Source organism: Bradyrhizobium niftali, assembly GCF_004571025.1.
Classification (GTDB): Bacteria; Pseudomonadota; Alphaproteobacteria; order Rhizobiales; family Xanthobacteraceae; genus Bradyrhizobium; species Bradyrhizobium niftali.
Genome location: NZ_SPQT01000007.1, coordinates 126,161 through 144,002, shown reverse-complemented (window position 1 = coordinate 144,002; position 17,842 = coordinate 126,161). Strand labels below are relative to the sequence as shown.

Here is a 17,842-nt window from a genome sequence, read left to right as displayed (position 1 = left end):
GGATTCTTGTCATGCCGATGGAGCCAACCCCCTTTCGCCACCACAATCCGGCCGGTCCGGCCTTCCGGCGCGGCTGGGTTGACGAGGCTGTAGCTGCGATCGAGGCCGACCAATGCCGCACGGCCGACACGCATCTGATCCGGCTGATCGTGCCCGCGCTTGCCGGCATCGATATCTATCTGAAGGACGAGTCCACGCATCCGACCGGCAGCCTGAAGCATCGGCTGGCGCGCTCGCTGTTCCTCTACGCGCTCTGCAATGGCCACATCCGCGAAGCCACGCCCGTCGTCGAGGCATCGTCGGGGTCGACCGCGGTGTCGGAAGCCTATTTCGCGCAGATGATCGGCGTGCCCTTCTACGCCGTGATGCCGCGCACGACCTCGGCGGAGAAGATCGCTGCGATCGAGCATTATGGCGGCAACTGCCATCTGATCGACGACGGCCGCGCGCTCTATGCCGAGGCTGCCGCGCTCGCCACCCGCCTGAACGGCCACTACATGGACCAGTTCACCTTCGCCGAGCGCGCCACCGACTGGCGCGGCAACAACAACATTGCCGAATCGATCTTCACGCAATTGCAGGGCGAGCCGCGTCCGCTGCCGGACTGGATCGTGATGGGCGCCGGCACCGGCGGCACCTCGGCCACCATCGGACGGTATTTGCGCTATCGCCAATATCCTACGCGGCTCTGCGTCGCCGATGTCGAGCATTCCGCCTTCTTCGACTGCTTCCGTTCGCAGGACCGCTCCCACGTTTGCGAGCGGCCCTCGCTGATCGAGGGCGTCGGCAGGCCGCGCTGCGAACCGTCCTTCGTGCCTGGCGTTGTCGACCGCATGATGAAGATCCCGGACGTAGCAACGATTGCGGCGATGAACGTACTGTCGCGCCGGCTGCGCCGATCCGTCGGCGGTTCCACCGGCACCAATTTCCTGGCGCTGTGCCGCATTGCTTCGGAGATGCGTAGCGCCGGCCAAACCGGATCGCTGGTCACGCTGATCTGCGATTCCGGCGAGCGCTATCGGCAGACCTATTATGACCCCGCATGGCTGAAAGCACGCGGCCTCGATCCAACGCCGTTCGAGACTGCCCTGGCGTCGTTTCTGGATACGGCGCAGCCGCTGACGCTTGCCGTCGAGGATGTTGTCAATCCACAGAGCCCGCGGAGTGTTGCTTGACCACGCTGATCGAAACCATTGCCGGCGTGCGCGCGGCGTCACGGCTCGGCCAGGCTCTGAACGCCCGCGCCGAGATTTTGCGCCTCAGCGAAGCCGCCCATGACGCGGTGCTGCTGCCGCGCGAACCCGGCGGCCTGAGCCACGGCCTGCGGGCAGCGCTCGCGGCGCGGATGTGCCGGCACGTCGGCGACGAGGCGCTGACCGCGCATTACGAATCCTATCTGGCGCATGCGAGCGATCTCGACCTGGCCACCCTTGCACGGCCCGGCGGCGTGTGTGGCGATTCCCTGCACGACGCCATGGCCCGCCATGCCGACCTGCTGACGCTGTCGCCGCGCGAGGCGACGCGACAGGACATCGCGGCGCTGAAGACGGTCGGCGTCAGCGAGGCCGATATCGTGCGGCTGTCCGAGCTTGCCGCCTTCGTGAACTACCAGCTGCGGGTCCTGGCCGGCCTCAGGCTCCTGAAAGAGGTCGAAGCCCGATGAGCGAGGTCGTCCACAACTTCACCGCCACGATTCCGACCTGGTCGCCCTATGTCACGCCGGTCGAGCTCGCCTCGGCGACGTCAGAGCAGCTCGCGGCGATGAAGGTCACGCCCTCCAACAAGGGCGTCTCGCCTTACGTGCTGACGCTGGCGCATGACCCGGAATCGCTCGCGGTGCGCTCGCCGCTGTTCAACCTCATCATGTATGGCAAGGACGGCTTGTCGCCGGCCGAACGTGAGCTCGGCGCGCTGAGTGCCTCGGTCGTCAACCGCTGCATCTATTGCGCCGCCGTGCACGCCTCACGCTTCATCAGTTACTCCGGGCGCAACAACGTCGTCGAGGAGATCTTTGCCGACGAGCGCGATGCCACGCTGGAGGCGCGCCAGCAGGCACTGTTCAATTTCGCTACAAAGCTCTCGACGACGCCGATCGAAGCTACTGCAGAGGACGCGCGCGCACTCGGCGAGGCCGGGCTGAGCGAGCTCGAGCAGCTCGACCTGGTGCTGTCGGCCGCGATCTTCGGCTGGGCTAACCGGCTGATGCATACGCTGGGCGAGCCGCTGGCGCGCTCGGAGGCGCCGTAACCGACGCCGTCGGGCGGTGACCGGCCCCGAACCGAATGTCACGGCAACTTCACTTGCCATGCACACGCGTGCGGGCGAGCTTCGCGGCGTCTCAACGAGGAGATCCTGCCGTGCGCCTTCCCATTCTCGATCCGAAGGATCTGACCGACGAACAAAAGCCGCTCTATGATGACATGCGAGCCGGCATCAAGGACCATTTCAAAGGCTTTGTGAACATGCGAGACGACGGCGCGCTGCTCGGGCCCTGGAATCCCTGGATCCGCGAGCCGCGCTTCGGCAAGCCGGTGTGGGAGCTGGTCAAGGCGATCGCGTCGAACCCGCTGCTGCCGGCGCCGGTGCGCGAGGTCGCGATCCTCGTCACCGGCTCGCATTTCCGTTCCGGCTACGAGCTCTATGCCCATGTGCTGGTGGCCGAGCAGCGCGGCCTCTCCGACGAGAAGCTTGCGACCATCGTCGCCGGGCAGCGGCCGGTGGATCTCACCAAGCAGGAGGCGGTCGCATACGACGTCGCATCGGCGCTCGTGAGCGGCGGCGTGCTGCCGGAACTGACCTGGCGTGCCGCGGTCAAGGAATTCGGCGAGCATGGTGCGGCCGAGCTGTCTTATCTCGTCGGCGTCTATTGCATGGTCTCGGTCACGCTCAACACCTTCGACGTGCCGGTGCCGGAATAGCCGCTGCTTCCTTCGATCACTCCGCCGCCTTGCTTGCAGGCGGCGGGGGCGCCCAGGCGATGCAGCGATTGCGGCCCTCGGCCTTGGCCTGGTAGAGTGCATGGTCGGCCGCGCCCATCAGCGCGTCGATGCCTGACATGCTGACGGTGGCCTCGGCGATCCCGATGCTCACGGTGACGCCGAACTGAATCCTGTCGGCGACGATCTGCGCGCTCATCACGCGCTTGCGGATGCGGTCGGCGACAGTCCTTGCACGGGACAGGCTGGTCTCGGGCAGGAGAACCGCAAATTCCTCGCCGCCGAGACGGCCGACGATGTCCGACTTGCGCTTGCCGTCGAGGCACGTGGCCGCAACCGCCTTGATCGCGGCGTCGCCCACTGCATGGCCGTAGCGATCGTTGACCGACTTGAAGTGGTCGATATCGAGCATCAGCACCGAGACCGAGCGATAATAGCGCTGAAAGCGGCTCCATTCCGCATCGAGGCTGTCGAGGAAGTGGCGGCGGTTGTAGAGGCCGGTGAGCGGATCGGTGGTGGCAAGCGTCTCCAGCATCGCGGCTTTTTGCGTCAGATCGGTGATGTCGACATAGGTCAGCATGCGGCCGCCATTCGACATCGTGGTGCAATGGGCCCGGATGCGCCGGCCGTCCGGCGTCTGCAGGTCGCGCACATGATCGCCGGCCTTGACCTCTTCGACGCGTCTCGCCGGAAACTTCGCGAGCTCGTTCGTTGGAAGATTGGGCGCGCTGGCGCGATGCAGGCGTCGCACCAGCGACGAATAGGTCGGCCGGCTCGCGGCCTCGTCTTCGCTGACCTCCCAAAAGCGCCGCATACGCCGGTTCATGAAGGTCGCGCGCAGGTCGGAGTCGAGAAGAAGGACCCCATCCTGAACATTCTCCAGCGCATCCCGCAGCAGCTTCAGCTCGTCGGAGCAGCGCACAATGTCGGTGACGGGTGTATAGGTCAGCATCCGCCCGCCGTCGGGCAACGGCGTGACCTGTACGCGCACGACATCGCCGTTGGTCCGGCGCAGATCGATCGGCGTCGGATCGCCCGCCTCGATCACACGAACCCGCTCCGCCACCAGCGCATCGAGGTCCGGGTCCGGCACCTCATAGGCTCCGGTGTCACGTCCGTGATGAAGCAGCGTGAGAATGGATGGATTGCTGTCGGCAACCTCGTCGGGCAGGCGCCACATCTGGCGAAACGATCGGTTGATCAGGCGGGCCCTGAGGTGGGAGTCGAGCAGCACGATGCCGGTCGGCACATGATCGAGCGCGGCACGCAGCGCCAGCATCTGGCCGCGCATCAGCGCGTCCGACGAGCGTTCCCGCTCCTCACCGGCTGGTCGCTCGACGCTGCCCGGCTGCTCGAAGGCGACGCCGGCCTGACGGTCCGATCGCCAGATCACGCGGCAGGTCAGCGTCTCACGCCCCGCGAGCCTGAGCTGGAACCGTTCGGGCACGCCAAGGCCGCTCTCCATCTCGAGCGTCGCAGCCTCCTCGGACAGCCGGCGCACGACGCAATCGATCGACGACTGGCCGAAGTTGAAAAAGATCTTCCCTGCAAGGAACGTCCGTTCCGGAACCAAGCGGGACATTCGCAACCTCCAAAGCGAAATACGATGCGAAAAGCTGGTCCAGTTTCGCGCAAGGTTCCTTGCGGCGATGTAACGCGATCGATGTTTTCGGATGAGGATTAACGATCGGTTGACGCGCGATGCGGCCGATGCGGAAAGCTCCTGGCTGCGATCAGTTTCGCACGGCGTAGAGCGGCGTGCGCAGCGTCAGCTGGTAGGACGGCTTCGGCATCCACGCGATCTGCGCAGTGATGCCGAACAGGCGGTTGTCGTTGTCGTCCATGCGGTCGAGGTCGAGCCGCAGGATCGGTTGGGTGAAGGACTCCGCCAGCGTTCGCCCTGCGATCTGCGCGCCGCCGAACGACTGCACGCCGAGCCGTCCGGTGAACTTCCAATTGCTCGGCCATTGGTAATAACCGCCGGCATAGAGGATCGTGTTTGGCCGGATACTGGCGAGCTGGCTCGCGATATCGGTGTGGGTGTATTGCACGCCGGCAAGCCAACCCCGCGTTTCGTCCTCGTCGAGCGCGTAGTCGAATTCCAGGATGTTGTTGAACGAAGTCGTCATGCCCTGCTCGTTCGGCACCGACTGCGTCAGGGTCGATTGCAGCGTGATGGTCGGGATTTTTCCGCCGTTCTGCTGATAAAGGTCGGCCTGTACGCCGATGTTCCAGCTTGTGATGTCGAATGCCGACCAGCCGCCGCCGATGTCCGTCGTCGAGCCCGACACGCCGCCATAGAGCGAGACGCGATCACTGACATCGACCGTCAGCGGCAGGTCGACGGCAATGGATTTTGCCGCGGGCAGGCCGTTCGGCAGCGTCGTGCCCCTGCGCGCCGCCAGCGCTTGGAACGCGGCCGACAAGGACGTGTTGCCGAAGCCGATCCCGAGCGTGCCAGCGGGTATCGTCGCATAGGTCGTTCGAAGATCGAGATAGAGGTTCGGGACATCAGGCTTTGCGGCCTCGTCCTTCTCGTCAGCGGCAAAGGCAGCGCCCACCGACATCGTCAGGCACAACAGTCCCATCGCAGCAGCGCGCAAGGCCTGAAGGTTCGATTGGCGGTGATGAGGCACGTGACAATCCGACGCGTGGCGATCTAATGGCGGAACCGTTGTTAGATGGAACGTGATCGTTCGTGGGGTCAAGCGCTATCCGCAAGCGATGGACTGCACGGATGCACGCGGTTACTCTGCTGTGATCGCACCGACACACGCGCCGGCCGGAGTGCAGGCCGGACAATTGAAGGACGACAGCCATGAATACGTCACGCCGCATCCTGCTCACCGGTCTGGCGGGACTCGCCGTGGCCCCGACTGCCGTGGCCGCTGCCTTACCGTCGCCCGAGCCCGACGACGTGACGGTAGCCGAAGAGCGCTTCGCGCGCACGATTGCGGCCGCCCATGCGCCCAATGTCACCTGCGTGCGGCAGGCCGAACGCTATGCGGATGCGCATTGGCCCGAATATGTAGTGGCAGCCAGAGCCGTGCTCGACGCGCGCGTGTGATTCGCGCTTTTACGTCTCCACCGCCCGCCGCACCTGTTCGCCGATCTGCGACAGCACGAGCTGTGCCTGTGGCAGGATCGCGCCCATGGCGTGGAAATTGTGGACCATGCCGTCATGGCAGACGTGCTCGACGGCGACGCCTGCGGCGAGCAGCTTGCGCGCATAGGCATTGCCTTCGTCGCGCATCGGGTCGAACTCGGCGGTATGGATGATCGCGGTCGGCAGGCCCGCAAGGCGGGTCGCGCGCAGCGGTGAGATGCGGGGATCGCCGGTATCGATGTTGCTGCCGGGCAGGTAGTCGGCGAGATCGGCCTCGATCGTGATGCGATCGATCAGATGGCCCTCGGCGAACGCCTCGCGCGAAGGCGAGGTCTCCTCGAAATCCAGCACCGGGCAGATCAGGCATTGCGCGACGATGGAAAGGCCGGCGTTCTGCAGCGCTTCCTGGCACACGATCGCGGCGAGCGTAGCGCCGGCGGAATCGCCGCCGACCACGAGCCTTTCGGCGTCGATGCCGAGGGACGACGCTTCACGCGCGACCCATTCGGTGGCGGCGATCGCGTCGTCCACCGCGGCGGGGAATTTGTGCTCCGGCGCGAGGCGGTAGTCGACCGAGACCAGGCGGCAGCCGGTGGCATGCGCAAGCGCCGCCGCGATGCGGTCGTGCGTGGCGATGCTGCCGGCGACCAGTCCGCCGCCGTGAAAGAACACGAAGCCCGGCGCGCGCTCGCTGGCGCTTGCGTGCGAATACAGCCGATAGGGAACCTCTCCGCCGGGGCCGGGCAGTGTGCCGTCCGAGGCGGTCACGTCAGGGGCGTCAGCGCGCGCAAACTGCATCAGCTTCGCCAGCGACTGTCGCCGCGCCTCGACGCTCGGCCGGCTTCGCGCCTGCGGCCCTGCCGCAGCCATCATGGTCAACAAACGCTTCGCGAGCGGATCGAGCGGCATGGAGGACTCCGTAACGTGGCCGGCATTATATCCGGTTTGCCCCTCAATGTTATTTCGCTTCGATCCCTTCCCCCTCCAGGGGAGGGTGGTTATTTCCCGCAGGGAATCATTTAGAAATTGGGATAATAGTGCCCGGATGTTTCAGGGGAGGCCGGTCATGGCCGAGATCAAGAAACCCATCGAATATTCGCCGAGCTGGACCTTCTTCGAGGGCAAATGGCACGACGGGAATGTGCCGATCATGGGCCCGCGCACGCATGCGGCCTGGCTCGGCTCGGTCGTGTTCGACGGCGCGCGCGCGTTCGAAGGCGTCGCACCCGATCTCGACCGTCACGTCGCCCGAGCCAATCAATCCGCGGTCAACTTCGGCCTGAAGCCGGTGGTCGATGCCGGCACCTGGCTCACGCTCGCAAACGAAGGCATCGCGCGTTTCGCTGACAATGCCGAGCTTTATGTCCGTCCGATGTACTGGGCGCAGAACGGGGCGGGCGGCGGCGTGCTGTTCGACCCCGAGACCACCAACTGGTGCCTGTGCATCTACGAGGCGCCGATGCCCAAACCCGTCGGCAACGCCATCACGCTGTCGCCGTTCCGCAGGCCGACGGCAGAATGCGCGCCGGTCGAGGCCAAGGCGGCCTGCCTCTATCCCAACAATTCGCGCGCGCTGGCGGAGGCCGCTGCGCGTGGCTTCCAGAACGCGCTGATGCTCGACATGCTCGGCAATGTAGCCGAGTTCGGCAATTCCAACGTGTTCATGGCAAAGGACGGCGTGGTGTTCACGCCGGTGCCGAACGGCACCTTCCTCAACGGCATCACGCGCCAGCGCGTCATCGGCCTGCTTCGCGCCGACGGCGTCACCGTGGTCGAGACGACGCTGCGCTATGCCGACTTCCTCGCCGCCGACGAGATCTTTTCAACCGGCAATTTCGCCAAGGTCGCGCCCGTGATTCGCATCGACGAGCGCGAGCTGGAGCCGGGCCCGCTCTACACCAGGGCGCGCAAGCTCTATTGGGACTTTGCGCATGCGGTGAAGCTGGCGGCGTAGGGGCCGCCTGTCCCGTCATTGCCTCGCTGCGCTCGCAATAATGATGCGGAAGCACAATATCTCCCCAACGTCGTCCCGGCGAAGGCCGGGACCCATAACCACAGGATGTGGTTTGGCGATGACTCGGGGTTACCTGCGTCGCGCCGCAACTCCTCCCTGGGGGTATGGGTCCCGGCCTGCGCCGGGACGACAGCGGAGCAAGTGGCCGCATCGGAAGAAATAGTAGGCAGCGCGCTTTGGCGCGCCGAGAAATCCTACTCTTCCTTCTTCGACATCCGCTCGAGGCGTTCCTGCATTTCCTTCATCTGCTGGCGCAGATCGTCGATGTTGCTGTCCTTGGCCGGCTCGGCGTTCGCATCGGGCTCAGGCTCTGGCGCAGCCGCCGGGCGGACCGCGCCAGGCGCGAACGGCTTGAACATCGAGAACGTCTGCTGGAACAGCTCCATGTTGCGGCGGACCTGTTCCTCCAGGGGCGCAAAGGGCGTGCCCGACAGCGTGTTGGCGATCTGCTTGCGGAACTTCTCCTGCTCCTGGGTCAGCGTCGCGATCGACTGTTCCAGATATTTCGGCACCACCATCTGCATGCTGTCGCCGTAGAAGCGGATGAGCTGGCGCAGGAAGGTGGTCGGCAGCAGGTTCTGGCCGGCCTTGTTCTCCTGTTCGAAGATGATCTGAGCGAGCACGGAGCGGGTGATGTCGTCGCCGGTCTTGGCGTCGTAGACCAGGAAATCTTCGCCATCCTTGACCATGGCGGCGAGGTCTTCCAGCGTCACATAGGTGCTCGTTCCGGTGTTATAGAGCCGGCGGTTCGCGTATTTCTTGATGGTGGTGGGTTGGTCTGATTTCGCCATGGGCTCTCACTTGCAAGACGCTGAGAACGGGAACCCGGCGGGCCAATGCCGCAGGGCGGGAAGAGTACGCAACGCAACAAAATAAGCATTTTCAAAGGGGTCACGCTACCGTTTTGTGCGCCACGGTTAATCGGGCAGCAAAAACGTGCTTGCGAAAGCGCCAAGAACGCTATTTTGAATGCGTTGCGGCATGAATTCGGCCACCGGCCGATTGACATGCCTCAACGACGTTAACAGGATGCCGTCCGAGACTGGCGAGCCGTTTCCCCAGCCCCGTCTGCCCCCATTCAACCCCAGGAGATGCCCATGTCAGACGATGTCGTCATCGTCAGCGCCGCCCGCACCCCGGTCGGAAGCTTCAACGGAGCGTTCGCGACCCTTCCCGCCCACGATCTCGGCGCCATCGCCATCAAGGCGGCGCTGGAGCGCGGTGGCATCGAGCCCGGCCGGGTCTCCGAAGTCATCATGGGGCAGATCCTGACCGCAGCTCAAGGCCAGAACCCGGCTCGCCAGGCCTCGATCGCCGCCGGCATTCCGGTGGAGAGCCCGGCCTGGGGCATCAACCAGCTCTGTGGCTCTGGTCTTCGCACGGTTGCGCTCGGCTATCAGGCGCTGCTCAACGGCGATTCCGAGATCGTGGTCGCCGGCGGCCAGGAATCCATGAGCATGGCTCCGCACGCCCAGTACCTGCGCGGCGGCGTCAAGATGGGCCCGGTCGAGTTCGTCGACACCATGATCAAGGACGGCCTGTGGGATGCCTTCAACGGCTACCACATGGGCAACACCGCCGAGAACGTTGCGCGCCAGTGGCAGATCACCCGCGCCCAGCAGGACGAGTTCGCGGTCGCCTCGCAGCAGAAGGCCGAGGCCGCGCAGAAGGCCGGCAAGTTCAACGACGAGATCGTCCCCGTCACCATCAAGACCCGCAAGGGCGACGTGGTCGTCAGCGCCGACGAATATCCGCGCCATGGCGCAACGCTCGATGCGATGGCCAAGCTCCGTCCCGCCTTCGAGAAGGACGGCACGGTCACTGCGGGTTCGGCCTCGGGCATCAATGACGGCGCTGCCGCCGTGGTGCTGATGACCGCGAAGCAGGCTGCCAAGGAAGGCAAGAAGCCGCTCGCGCGCATCGTGTCCTGGGCTCAGGCCGGCGTCGATCCGAAGATCATGGGCTCGGGCCCGATCCCGGCCTCGCGCGCCGCGCTGAAGAAGGCTGGCTGGAACGTCGGCGACCTCGACCTGATCGAGGCCAACGAGGCCTTCGCGGCACAGGCCTGCGCTGTCAACAAGGACCTCGGCTGGGACACCTCCAAGGTCAACGTCAACGGCGGCGCGATCGCGATCGGCCACCCGGTCGGCGCCTCCGGCGCGCGCGTGCTGGTGACGCTGCTGCACGAGATGCAGAAGCGCGATTCCAAGAAGGGCCTTGCCACGCTGTGCATCGGCGGCGGCATGGGTATCGCGATGTGTCTGGCGCGCGACTGAAGATAGCTGACGCGCAGCGTACGTGGATCTTGCGCGTGCGCTGCACACATAAGTGAGTGCGTTGCACGCGACTAAAAAGGCGGCGATTGCAAATCAAATATTCTTCGCAACCGCATTAGCCTCGACTAAAGAGAAACGCCCGGCTCACGCCGGGCGTTTTGTTCTTGATGTCCGTCAAACGTCCCGCATAATCCGCGTCTAAAACGATCACTCAGAAACGTCCGAAGAGTCCAAGGGAAGGAATACGATATGGCACGTGTTGCATTGGTGACGGGTGGTACGCGGGGCATCGGAGCTGCAATCAGCAAGGCGCTGAAGGCGGCGGGCTACAAGGTCGCGGCGAGCTATGCCGGCAACGATGCGGCGGCGGAGAAGTTCAAGGCCGAGACCGGCATCGCCGTCTACAAATGGGACGTCAGCAGTTTCGACGCCTGCGCCGAGGGCGTGAAGAAGGTCGAGGCCGAGGTCGGCCCGATCGACGTGCTCGTCAACAATGCCGGCATCACCAAGGACGGCGCCTTCCACAAGATGAGCCTCGAGCAATGGAACGCCGTGATCGGCACCAATCTCGGCTCGCTGTTCAACATGTCGCGCCAGGTCATCGAAGGCATGCGCGGGCGCAAGTTCGGCCGCATCATCAACATCTCCTCGATCAACGGCCAGAAGGGCCAGTTCGGCCAGGTGAACTATTCCGCCGCGAAGGCCGGCGAGATCGGCTTCACCAAGGCCTTGGCGCTGGAGAACGCCAAGGGCGGCGTCACCGTGAACGCGATCTGCCCCGGCTACATCAACACCGAAATGGTGCAGGCGGTGCCGAAGGACGTGCTGGAAAAGTCCATCCTGCCGCTGATCCCGATCGGCCGCCTTGGCGAGCCCGAGGAGATCGCGCGCGCGGTCGTGTTCCTCGCCGCCGACGAGGCCGGCGCCATCACCGGCTCGACGCTGACGGTCAACGGCGGTCAGTACATGGTGTGATGCGATCGCATCACGTTCTCTGGCGATATTAGTCGGTCGTCATGCCCGGGCTTGTCCCGGGCATCCACGTCTTTACAAGGTCCCCAAAGAACGTGGATGGCCGGAACAAGTCCGGCCATGTCGAAAGTAGTGGCCGATGACTCCCCGCACCGCGACGCTGATCGGATTGACCGCGATCCTGATGTGGTCACTGCTGTCAGTGATGACGGTGGCGACCGGAAAGATCCCGGCGTTCCAGCTCGCCGCGATGACCTTCGCGATCGGCGGCCTCGTCGGCCTCCTCACCTGGATCGGCCGTGGCGAGGCGGCGAAAAGCCTGCGCCAGCCATTGGTCGTGTGGGTGGTCGGCGTCGGTGGGCTGTTCGGCTATCACGCGCTGTATTTCCTCGCGCTGCGCTTCGCGCCGCCGGCTGAAGCCGGTCTGCTCAACTATCTCTGGCCGCTGCTGATCGTGCTGTTCTCGTCGTTCCTGCCGGGCGAGCGGCTGGCCGTGCATCACATCGTCGGCGCCGTACTCGGCCTCGTCGGCACTGTGCTGCTGTTCGCCGGCAATACCTCCGGCTTTGCGCCGGGGGCGGTGCCGGGGTTGATCGCGGCCTTCATCGCCGCCTTCGTGTGGGCAACCTATTCGGTGCTGTCGCGCCGATTGAAGGCGGTGCCGACCGATGCGGTCGCGGGTTTCTGTCTCGCCACATCAGTGCTCGCCGCACTGATGCACGGTGTGCTCGAAACCACCGTGTGGCCCGAGACCACGGTGCAGTGGCTTTCGGTCGTCGCGCTCGGCATCGGCCCCGTCGGTGCCGCGTTCTACGCCTGGGACATCGGCATGAAGCGCGGCGACATCCGCGTGCTCGGCGCTGCCTCCTATGCGACGCCGCTATTGTCGACCGGCTTCCTCATCGCCGCCGGCTTCGCCAAGGCCAGTGCCAACATCGCCATCGCCGCGGTCTTGATCGCCGGCGGCGGCCTGATCGCGGCAAAGGACATGGTGCTCAGGAAGCGGTGACTGTGATTCCGGGGCGCACGACGTGCGAACCCGGAATCCATTTATCCGCGTCTATGGTGGCGAGATAGATTCCGGGTTCGCCGTTTGCGCGGCGCCCCGGAATGACGGTGTGGAGCTACGGCTCCCAGCCCTTCGGCGCGAGCTCGAACTTCGCGAACTCGAAGGCCGGCGCGACGGTGCAGCCGACCAGTGTCCATTCACCGGTTGTCTCGGCCATCTGCCATGCATCGGCCGGCACGATGGCCTGCGGTCGTTCGCCGCTCACGAGATCCGTGCCGAGGCGGACCTCGTGCTGGGAGCAGCCCTCATGCGCGATGCGCAGCATCAGCGGACTGCCGGCATAATAATGCCAGATCTCGACCGCATCGATCCGGTGCCAGTGCGAGCGTTCGCCGCGCGCAAGCAGGAAGTAAATGAGGGTCGAGCGCGAACGTCCGTTGGCGTCCGTGGTCTGGTCGCGAAACGTCTCGCGATAGTGCCCGCCTTCGGGGTGCGGTCGGAGTTCAAGGCGCGCGATGATCTCGGCTGCGGTCGGCATCGATCCCCGTCAGGATTTGCTCTTCAGGACTTCTTCTTCAGGATTTGTTCTTGCGCTCGCGCAGCTCGCCGAACACCGCGGCGGCATCCGCACCCTTCATGTGTAGCCTGGCTGCGACTGCAGGGTCATCGGCGCGCAGGAACACGTTTGCTCGCTTCTCGTCACCAAGCAGTGAGGGTATCGTGGGCTTGTTCTCGGCGCGGAGCCTGGTCACCTCCGCCGCGCGCGCCTGGAGCGCCGCATTGTCGGGATCGACGCTGAGCGCGAACTTGACGTTGGAGGCGGTGTATTCGTGGCCGCAATAGAGCTTGAAATCGTCGGGCAGGGCTCGCAGCTTCAACAGCGAATCCCACATCATCGGGTAGGTGCCCTCGAAGACGCGGCCGCAGCCGATCGAGAACAGCGTGTCGGCGGCGAACACCGTCTTCTCGGTGTCGAACACGTAGGAGATGTGGTCGAGCGTGTGGCCGGGCGTCTCCACGACGCGCGCCAGCAGGTTGCCGATCTTGACCACGTCGGCATTGGCCACGCGCAGGTCGACGTTGGCGATTTTCGTGGTCTGGTCGTGCGGCGCGACGACGCGGCAATTATATTTCTGCTTGAGTTCGGCGACCCCGCCGACATGATCGCCGTGATGATGGGTGATCAGGATGTCGGTGAGCTGCCAGCCTTCGCGCTCCAGCGCCTTCAGGATGGGGCCGGCCTCCGGCGCGTCGATCGACGCCGTCGCCTTGGTTTCCACATCGTGGATCAGGTAACCGAAATTGTCGTTTAAACAGCTGAAAGTACGAATTTCGGCAGCCATGACATCTCCTTCGCGCTCAGCCCCGGCAGACAAATATGGCGTTAACGTTGCGCAGGCAATGCAATATTCGGCGCGCAGCCGCGGCCTTGCGCATGTTACATTGCCGTCATGAGCATCGACGTCGTCGACCTCCGCGAGTTCTATTCCCGTCGCCTCGGGATTGTGGCGCGGCAAATGATCAATCGCGGCATCAGGGAGCGCTGGCCGCGCGCCGAGGGCCAGCGCGTGCTCGGCATCGGCTATCCCACGCCCTATCTCGGGCTGTTCCGCGAGGACGCCGAGCGCTGCCTCGCCTTCATGCCGGCAGCCCAGGGCGTCCTGAAATGGCCTACGGGGCGGCCGGCGCTGGCCTCGCTGGTGGATGAATTCTCGCTGCCGCTTCCCGATTCCGCGGTCGACCGCATCCTGCTGGTCCACGCGCTGGAGATGTCGGACGACCCGGCTGCGCTGCTGCGCGAGGTGTGGCGCGTGCTGTCGCCGTCCGGCCGCGTCATCGCGGTGATCCCGAACCGGCGCGGCGTGTGGACGCGCAGCGACAATACGCCGTTCGGCCACGGCCGGCCCTATTCGCGCTCGCAGATCACCGATCTGCTGCGGCAGACCTGGTTCACGCCGACCGCATGGGGCGAGGCGCTGTTCATGCCGCCCTATGCCGGCGGCTGGGTGCTGAAATCGGCGCAGATGTGGGAGCGCGCCGGGGCGGCGCTGTCGCTGCCCTTTGCCGGCGTGCACATCGTCGAGGCCACCAAGCAGGTCTATCGCGCGATCCCCGCCAAGCGCGAGCGGGCGCGGCTGATTCCATCGTTGAAGCCGGTGCTGGTGCCGTCCTCGACGGTGACGCGCAGCTGAAAACAAATCGTCCCGGCGCGGGGGCCGGGACGATGCAGATCAGAAAATCAGAAGAAGCTTACTCGCCGGGCGCCAGATCGTCGCTGGACGCGGCCGGAGCGGCTTCGCGCTCGGGGCGGGGGCCATGCGGCCGGCGCCGCCGGCGCGGAAAGCGCTCGCCGCCACCACCACCACCGCCCTCGAAGCCGCCCTGACCGCCAACATTCACTTGCGGCTGCGCGCCGGTGATGAAGGAGGGCAGGCGATCGACGCTGCCGGCATCGGCGATGACGGGCTGCGGCTGGTTCGGCGGCATTGGCTGCGGCTGATATTGCGGCGGCTGCGGACGATGGTCGCGTTCGCGGTGCTCGCGCGGCTGCTGGTTGTCGCGCTGGTACGACGGCTGGTTGTCGCGCTGCTGGTGATCACGCTGCTGATGATCGCGCTGGCCGTCGCGGTCGCGCATGAATGGCTGCTGCTGTTGCGGCTGCGGGACGAAGCCCGGCTCCTGGCCGAAATTCGAGAAATTCTCGCCGTCGTCTTCGCCGTCGTCGCTATTGCTGCTGATGGGCTCGTCGCCGCGCGGCTGCTGGTTCTGGCGGAACTGCTCCTGGGCGGCCGCGATCAGCCGGAAATAATGCTCGGCGTGCTGGTAGTAGTTCTCGGCTGCAACGGGATCGCCCGAGGAGCGCGCGTCGCGCGCGAGCTGGAGATACTTTTCAGCGATATGCGAAGCCGTGCCGCGGATCTTGATATCGGGTCCGTTGGACTCGTAGACCCGGGTCATCGGGTTCTGGCCGCGCCGGTTGTTGTTATTGTTGTTGTTGTTGCGGTTGCGCATCCGCTGCTTGTTCTGACCGTTTCTCATGTCCTGCCTTTAATTCCAGCCCTAAAGGTTGCACGCATTACTGATTGCTAGGAGTGACCTGATGACAGCGGTTCACATCGCTCCTGTCGCTCGCGCGCGAGAAGCGGCTTGAACCCTGCCAATGTTCGTCGACCGTCGCGTTCAACAAAGACGCGTTCCCCACCCGCCAGCATTCATCGCCAGCGAACCCATTCATTTTGCCTGCCAAAACAAGCCCTGGTTTCTTGCGTTAGTCTTCGCGCGCAATATCAGGCTTTCGTTCACTTTGCGGTCGGAAAGCTGCGCACCTCAATGGGCCATCGCGCTTAACAGGACCTGCGGCTTGGAACCTAAAATCAGTGAAGCTCTCGCTCGAGAGCCCGGCTTTCGCCCGTAGGTGTACGGGGCCGACACCGATGTGTTGAGTAGAAGGTAGTCGGTCCCAAGGGATATTCCAAGAGGTTTTTGCAGGCCAATCCGGCTTTTATGGGGGCATTTTTCGGGCCGAAACGGCCCGCGGGATACCCGCCAAATCGGCCTTGGCTGGCCTGTCCACCACTAACGCCGCTGCCGTCATCAGGGTTTCAATATTTCGGGCCTGGCCCTGTCCGGCCTCGACGATCAGCGCTCCGCCGGGCGCGAGACGCTCGGCCGCCAGCGGGATCAGGGCGCGGTAGGCGTCATATCCGTCATTGCCGCCGTCGAGCGCCAGGTGCGGATCGTGCTCGCGCACCTCGACGCTCAATTTCGGAATTTCGGCGGAGGGGATATAGGGCGGGTTCGACACGATGAGGTCGAACGGGCCACGAAGCGCCGCCAGATAGGAGCAGGCGACGAAGGCGGAGCGGTCGGCAAGGCCGAGGGCTGCGGCATTGCCCCTGGCGGTCTCGAGCGCGTTCGGGCTGAGATCGGTGCCGACGCCGAAGGCGCCGGGAATATCGTGCAACAGCGCCAGCAGGATCGCGCCGGATCCGGTGCCGATGTCGGCGATGCGTGGCTGGTGGATTGCCTTCTGCTCGCGGAAAAGTTCGAGCGCACGCTCGACCACCGTTTCGGTGTCGGGGCGTGGGACCAGGGTTGCTTCCGACAGGCGGAACGGCAGGCCCCAGAATTCGCGCGTGCCGAGAATGCGCGCCACCGGCTCGCCCGCGATCCGGCGTTGCGCATGCTGCGCGAGCCGCAAGGCCTCCCCTTCCGTGAGGAGCCGGGCGGCCTGTGTCATCAGGCCGGTGAGATCGAGGCCGAGCGCAGCGCCAAGCAGGATGCGGGCGTCGAGCTCGGCCTCGTCGAGCTGCGCCGATCGCAGTTGCGCCGCCAGTGCGCGCCGTGCGCTCTCGACCGATTGTCCGGTGAAGCGGTCGCTCACGCGGGGCGTCACGCCGCCGCGCCTTGCGCGGCGAGCTGTGCAGCCTGGTGCTCGGTGGTCAGCGCGTCGGTCAATTCGCCGAGCGCTTCCCCCGCGATCACCTGCGGCAGCTTGTAGAGCGTCAGATTGATGCGGTGGTCGGTGACGCGCCCTTGCGGGAAATTATAGGTGCGGATGCGCTCGCTGCGGTCGCCGGAGCCGACCTTTTCCTTGCGCTCGGCCGAGCGCGCCGCATCGACGCGTTGCCGCTCGGCGTCGTAGATGCGCGAGCGCAGGATGTTCATGGCCGAGGCGCGGTTCTTGTGCTGCGAGCGGCTGTCCTGCATCATCACCACGATGCCGGTCGGGATGTGGGTGATGCGGATCGCCGATTCGGTCTTGTTGACGTGCTGGCCGCCGGCGCCCTGCGCGCGCATGGTCTCGATGCGCAGATCGTCGTTCTTGATCTCGACGTCGACATCCTCGACCTCGGGCAGCACCGCGACGGTGGCGGCCGAGGTGTGGATGCGCCCTTGCGTCTCGGTGTCGGGCACCCGCTGCACCCGGTGCACGCCGGATTCGAACTTCAGCTTGGAGAACGCGCCGCGGCCCTGCACCTCCGCGATGATTTCCTTGTAGCCACCGACGGTGCCTTCGCTCGCCGAGATGACCTCGACCTTCCAGCCCTGCAGGCTCGCGAAGCGCTCGTACATCCGGAACAGGTCGCCGGCGAACAGCGAGGCCTCGTCGCCGCCGGTGCCGGCGCGGATTTCCAGCACCACGTTGCGGTCGTCCATGGCGTCCTTGGGCAGCAGCGCGACGCGGATCTTCTGGACGAGATCCTCGATCCTTGGAGCCAGCTCGTCGCGCTCGGCTTCCGCCATGCCGCGCATCTCCGCATCCGTCGCGGGATCGGCGATCAGCGCCTCGGTGTCGGCGAGTTCTTTAACCGCGGACCGGTAAGTCTTGACCGCCTCGATCAGCGGTGTGATCTCGGCGAGCTCGCGCGTGATCTGCACGTAGCGCTCGGAGGCGAGCTGTCCGAGCGATTCGGCCTCGAGCGAAGCGTGATGCGCGAGCAGGACGTCCAGTTTGGCTTCAGGGAGTGACGACATCGGGTAAGTCTCAAATGGCGGAAGGCGGCGAGGCGGCGGACGCGGGCGACA

Annotated in this window: 19 protein-coding genes; 10 read left to right on the top strand and 9 right to left on the bottom strand. The window is 65.2% G+C overall.

Annotation, left to right across the window (positions count from 1 at the left end; genetic code table 11):
• Positions 1-17 precede the first annotated feature (17 nt).
• From E4K65_RS15650 to E4K65_RS15635, 4 genes are all read left to right on the top strand, one after another.
• A complete protein-coding gene (locus E4K65_RS15650; protein ID WP_167770854.1) occupies positions 18-1,175 on the top strand; it encodes a PLP-dependent cysteine synthase family protein in 1,158 nt (385 codons plus the stop codon).
• Entirely contained in the window at positions 1,172-1,663 is a 492-nt protein-coding gene (locus E4K65_RS15645; RefSeq protein WP_167770838.1) for a CMD domain-containing protein, read from the top strand. The genes E4K65_RS15650 and E4K65_RS15645 overlap by 4 nt, the downstream gene beginning before the upstream one ends.
• Complete coding sequence (locus tag E4K65_RS15640; RefSeq protein WP_135174932.1) at positions 1,660-2,247, top strand: peroxidase-related enzyme; 588 nt, start codon at positions 1,660-1,662, stop codon at positions 2,245-2,247. Before E4K65_RS15645 ends, E4K65_RS15640 begins: the two co-directional genes overlap by 4 nt.
• A 110-nt stretch (positions 2,248-2,357) precedes the next feature.
• The gene (locus tag E4K65_RS15635; RefSeq protein ID WP_028149518.1) at positions 2,358-2,918 is read left to right on the top strand and encodes a carboxymuconolactone decarboxylase family protein; all 561 of its coding nucleotides are present in this window, start codon (positions 2,358-2,360) and stop codon (positions 2,916-2,918) included.
• A 16-nt stretch (positions 2,919-2,934) separates the two neighbouring features.
• Here the strand turns inward: E4K65_RS15635 and E4K65_RS15630 are convergent, their stop codons facing one another.
• The gene (locus tag E4K65_RS15630; RefSeq protein WP_135174931.1) at positions 2,935-4,518 is read right to left on the bottom strand and encodes a sensor domain-containing diguanylate cyclase; all 1,584 of its coding nucleotides are present in this window, start codon (positions 4,516-4,518) and stop codon (positions 2,935-2,937) included.
• Between the two features lie 151 nt (positions 4,519-4,669).
• Entirely contained in the window at positions 4,670-5,539 is an 870-nt protein-coding gene (locus E4K65_RS15625; protein WP_167770853.1) for a hypothetical protein, read from the bottom strand.
• A 215-nt stretch (positions 5,540-5,754) separates the two neighbouring features.
• Between E4K65_RS15625 and E4K65_RS15620 the strand changes: the two genes are divergently transcribed.
• Entirely contained in the window at positions 5,755-6,003 is a 249-nt protein-coding gene (locus tag E4K65_RS15620; RefSeq protein WP_135174930.1) for a hypothetical protein, read from the top strand.
• A gap of 9 nt (positions 6,004-6,012) precedes the next feature.
• On the opposite strand, the gene E4K65_RS15615 is transcribed toward E4K65_RS15620, so the two are convergent.
• On the bottom strand, positions 6,013-6,951 hold the full coding sequence (locus tag E4K65_RS15615; protein ID WP_135174929.1) for an alpha/beta hydrolase: 939 nt from the start codon (positions 6,949-6,951) through the stop codon (positions 6,013-6,015).
• Positions 6,952-7,108: 157 nt separating this feature from the next.
• Between E4K65_RS15615 and E4K65_RS15610 the strand changes: the two genes are divergently transcribed.
• A complete protein-coding gene (locus E4K65_RS15610) occupies positions 7,109-7,996 on the top strand; it encodes a branched-chain amino acid aminotransferase (RefSeq protein ID WP_135174928.1) in 888 nt (295 codons plus the stop codon).
• Between the two features lie 254 nt (positions 7,997-8,250).
• Here the strand turns inward: E4K65_RS15610 and phaR are convergent, their stop codons facing one another.
• Positions 8,251-8,847, bottom strand: coding sequence for a polyhydroxyalkanoate synthesis repressor PhaR (gene phaR, locus E4K65_RS15605; protein ID WP_135174927.1), 597 nt, complete (start codon positions 8,845-8,847; stop codon positions 8,251-8,253).
• 306 nt (positions 8,848-9,153) lie between these two features.
• Here phaR and E4K65_RS15600 point away from each other — a divergent pair, with 306 nt between their 5' ends.
• The 3 genes from E4K65_RS15600 to yddG all read left to right on the top strand — a co-directional run bounded on the left by E4K65_RS15600 (position 9,154) and on the right by yddG (position 12,313).
• On the top strand, positions 9,154-10,332 hold the full coding sequence (locus E4K65_RS15600) for an acetyl-CoA C-acetyltransferase (RefSeq protein WP_135174926.1): 1,179 nt from the start codon (positions 9,154-9,156) through the stop codon (positions 10,330-10,332).
• A 249-nt stretch (positions 10,333-10,581) separates the two neighbouring features.
• The gene (gene phbB, locus E4K65_RS15595; protein WP_130215883.1) at positions 10,582-11,307 is read left to right on the top strand and encodes an acetoacetyl-CoA reductase; all 726 of its coding nucleotides are present in this window, start codon (positions 10,582-10,584) and stop codon (positions 11,305-11,307) included.
• Positions 11,308-11,443: 136 nt separating this feature from the next.
• A complete protein-coding gene (gene yddG / locus E4K65_RS15590) occupies positions 11,444-12,313 on the top strand; it encodes an aromatic amino acid exporter YddG (protein ID WP_135174925.1) in 870 nt (289 codons plus the stop codon).
• 115 nt (positions 12,314-12,428) lie between these two features.
• Here the strand turns inward: yddG and E4K65_RS15585 are convergent, their stop codons facing one another.
• Both E4K65_RS15585 and gloB read right to left on the bottom strand, forming a co-directional pair.
• Positions 12,429-12,851: a cupin domain-containing protein gene (locus E4K65_RS15585; protein ID WP_011083055.1), complete on the bottom strand. Its 423-nt coding sequence runs from the start codon at positions 12,849-12,851 to the stop codon at positions 12,429-12,431.
• Between the two features lie 37 nt (positions 12,852-12,888).
• The gene (gene gloB / locus E4K65_RS15580) at positions 12,889-13,656 is read right to left on the bottom strand and encodes a hydroxyacylglutathione hydrolase (protein ID WP_135174924.1); all 768 of its coding nucleotides are present in this window, start codon (positions 13,654-13,656) and stop codon (positions 12,889-12,891) included.
• A 108-nt stretch (positions 13,657-13,764) separates the two neighbouring features.
• Here gloB and E4K65_RS15575 point away from each other — a divergent pair, with 108 nt between their 5' ends.
• Positions 13,765-14,505, top strand: coding sequence for a methyltransferase domain-containing protein (locus tag E4K65_RS15575; RefSeq protein ID WP_011083053.1), 741 nt, complete (start codon positions 13,765-13,767; stop codon positions 14,503-14,505).
• Between the two features lie 58 nt (positions 14,506-14,563).
• On the opposite strand, the gene E4K65_RS15570 is transcribed toward E4K65_RS15575, so the two are convergent.
• The 3 genes from E4K65_RS15570 to prfA all read right to left on the bottom strand — a co-directional run bounded on the left by E4K65_RS15570 (position 14,564) and on the right by prfA (position 17,791).
• Positions 14,564-15,352, bottom strand: coding sequence for a DUF4167 domain-containing protein (locus tag E4K65_RS15570; RefSeq protein ID WP_135174923.1), 789 nt, complete (start codon positions 15,350-15,352; stop codon positions 14,564-14,566).
• A gap of 463 nt (positions 15,353-15,815) precedes the next feature.
• Entirely contained in the window at positions 15,816-16,709 is an 894-nt protein-coding gene (prmC, locus tag E4K65_RS15565; protein WP_135174922.1) for a peptide chain release factor N(5)-glutamine methyltransferase, read from the bottom strand.
• Positions 16,706-17,791 carry a peptide chain release factor 1 gene (gene prfA / locus E4K65_RS15560; protein WP_135174921.1) on the bottom strand — a complete coding sequence of 362 codons (1,086 nt, stop codon included), beginning with the start codon at positions 17,789-17,791 and terminating at the stop codon, positions 16,706-16,708. Before prfA ends, prmC begins: the two co-directional genes overlap by 4 nt.
• Positions 17,792-17,842: the final 51 nt, after the last annotated feature.

Excerpts from the sequence above, each read along its gene's own strand:
- prfA (WP_135174921.1), bottom strand. The coding sequence starts at position 17,791 with ATGTCGTCACTCCCTGAAGCCAAACTGGACGTCCTGCTCGCGCATCAC.
- E4K65_RS15650 (WP_167770854.1), top strand. The coding sequence starts at position 18 with ATGGAGCCAACCCCCTTTCGCCACCACAATCCGGCCGGTCCGGCCTTC.
- E4K65_RS15600 (WP_135174926.1), top strand. The coding sequence starts at position 9,154 with ATGTCAGACGATGTCGTCATCGTCAGCGCCGCCCGCACCCCGGTCGGA.
- E4K65_RS15610 (WP_135174928.1), top strand. The coding sequence starts at position 7,109 with ATGGCCGAGATCAAGAAACCCATCGAATATTCGCCGAGCTGGACCTTC.
- E4K65_RS15640 (WP_135174932.1), top strand. The coding sequence starts at position 1,660 with ATGAGCGAGGTCGTCCACAACTTCACCGCCACGATTCCGACCTGGTCG.
- E4K65_RS15630 (WP_135174931.1), bottom strand. The coding sequence starts at position 4,518 with ATGTCCCGCTTGGTTCCGGAACGGACGTTCCTTGCAGGGAAGATCTTT.
- E4K65_RS15585 (WP_011083055.1), bottom strand. The coding sequence starts at position 12,851 with ATGCCGACCGCAGCCGAGATCATCGCGCGCCTTGAACTCCGACCGCAC.
- E4K65_RS15620 (WP_135174930.1), top strand. The coding sequence starts at position 5,755 with ATGAATACGTCACGCCGCATCCTGCTCACCGGTCTGGCGGGACTCGCC.
- yddG (WP_135174925.1), top strand. The coding sequence starts at position 11,444 with ATGACTCCCCGCACCGCGACGCTGATCGGATTGACCGCGATCCTGATG.
- E4K65_RS15575 (WP_011083053.1), top strand. The coding sequence starts at position 13,765 with ATGAGCATCGACGTCGTCGACCTCCGCGAGTTCTATTCCCGTCGCCTC.
- phbB (WP_130215883.1), top strand. The coding sequence starts at position 10,582 with ATGGCACGTGTTGCATTGGTGACGGGTGGTACGCGGGGCATCGGAGCT.
- E4K65_RS15570 (WP_135174923.1), bottom strand. The coding sequence starts at position 15,352 with ATGAGAAACGGTCAGAACAAGCAGCGGATGCGCAACCGCAACAACAAC.
- E4K65_RS15615 (WP_135174929.1), bottom strand. The coding sequence starts at position 6,951 with ATGCCGCTCGATCCGCTCGCGAAGCGTTTGTTGACCATGATGGCTGCG.
- phaR (WP_135174927.1), bottom strand. The coding sequence starts at position 8,847 with ATGGCGAAATCAGACCAACCCACCACCATCAAGAAATACGCGAACCGC.
- gloB (WP_135174924.1), bottom strand. The coding sequence starts at position 13,656 with ATGGCTGCCGAAATTCGTACTTTCAGCTGTTTAAACGACAATTTCGGT.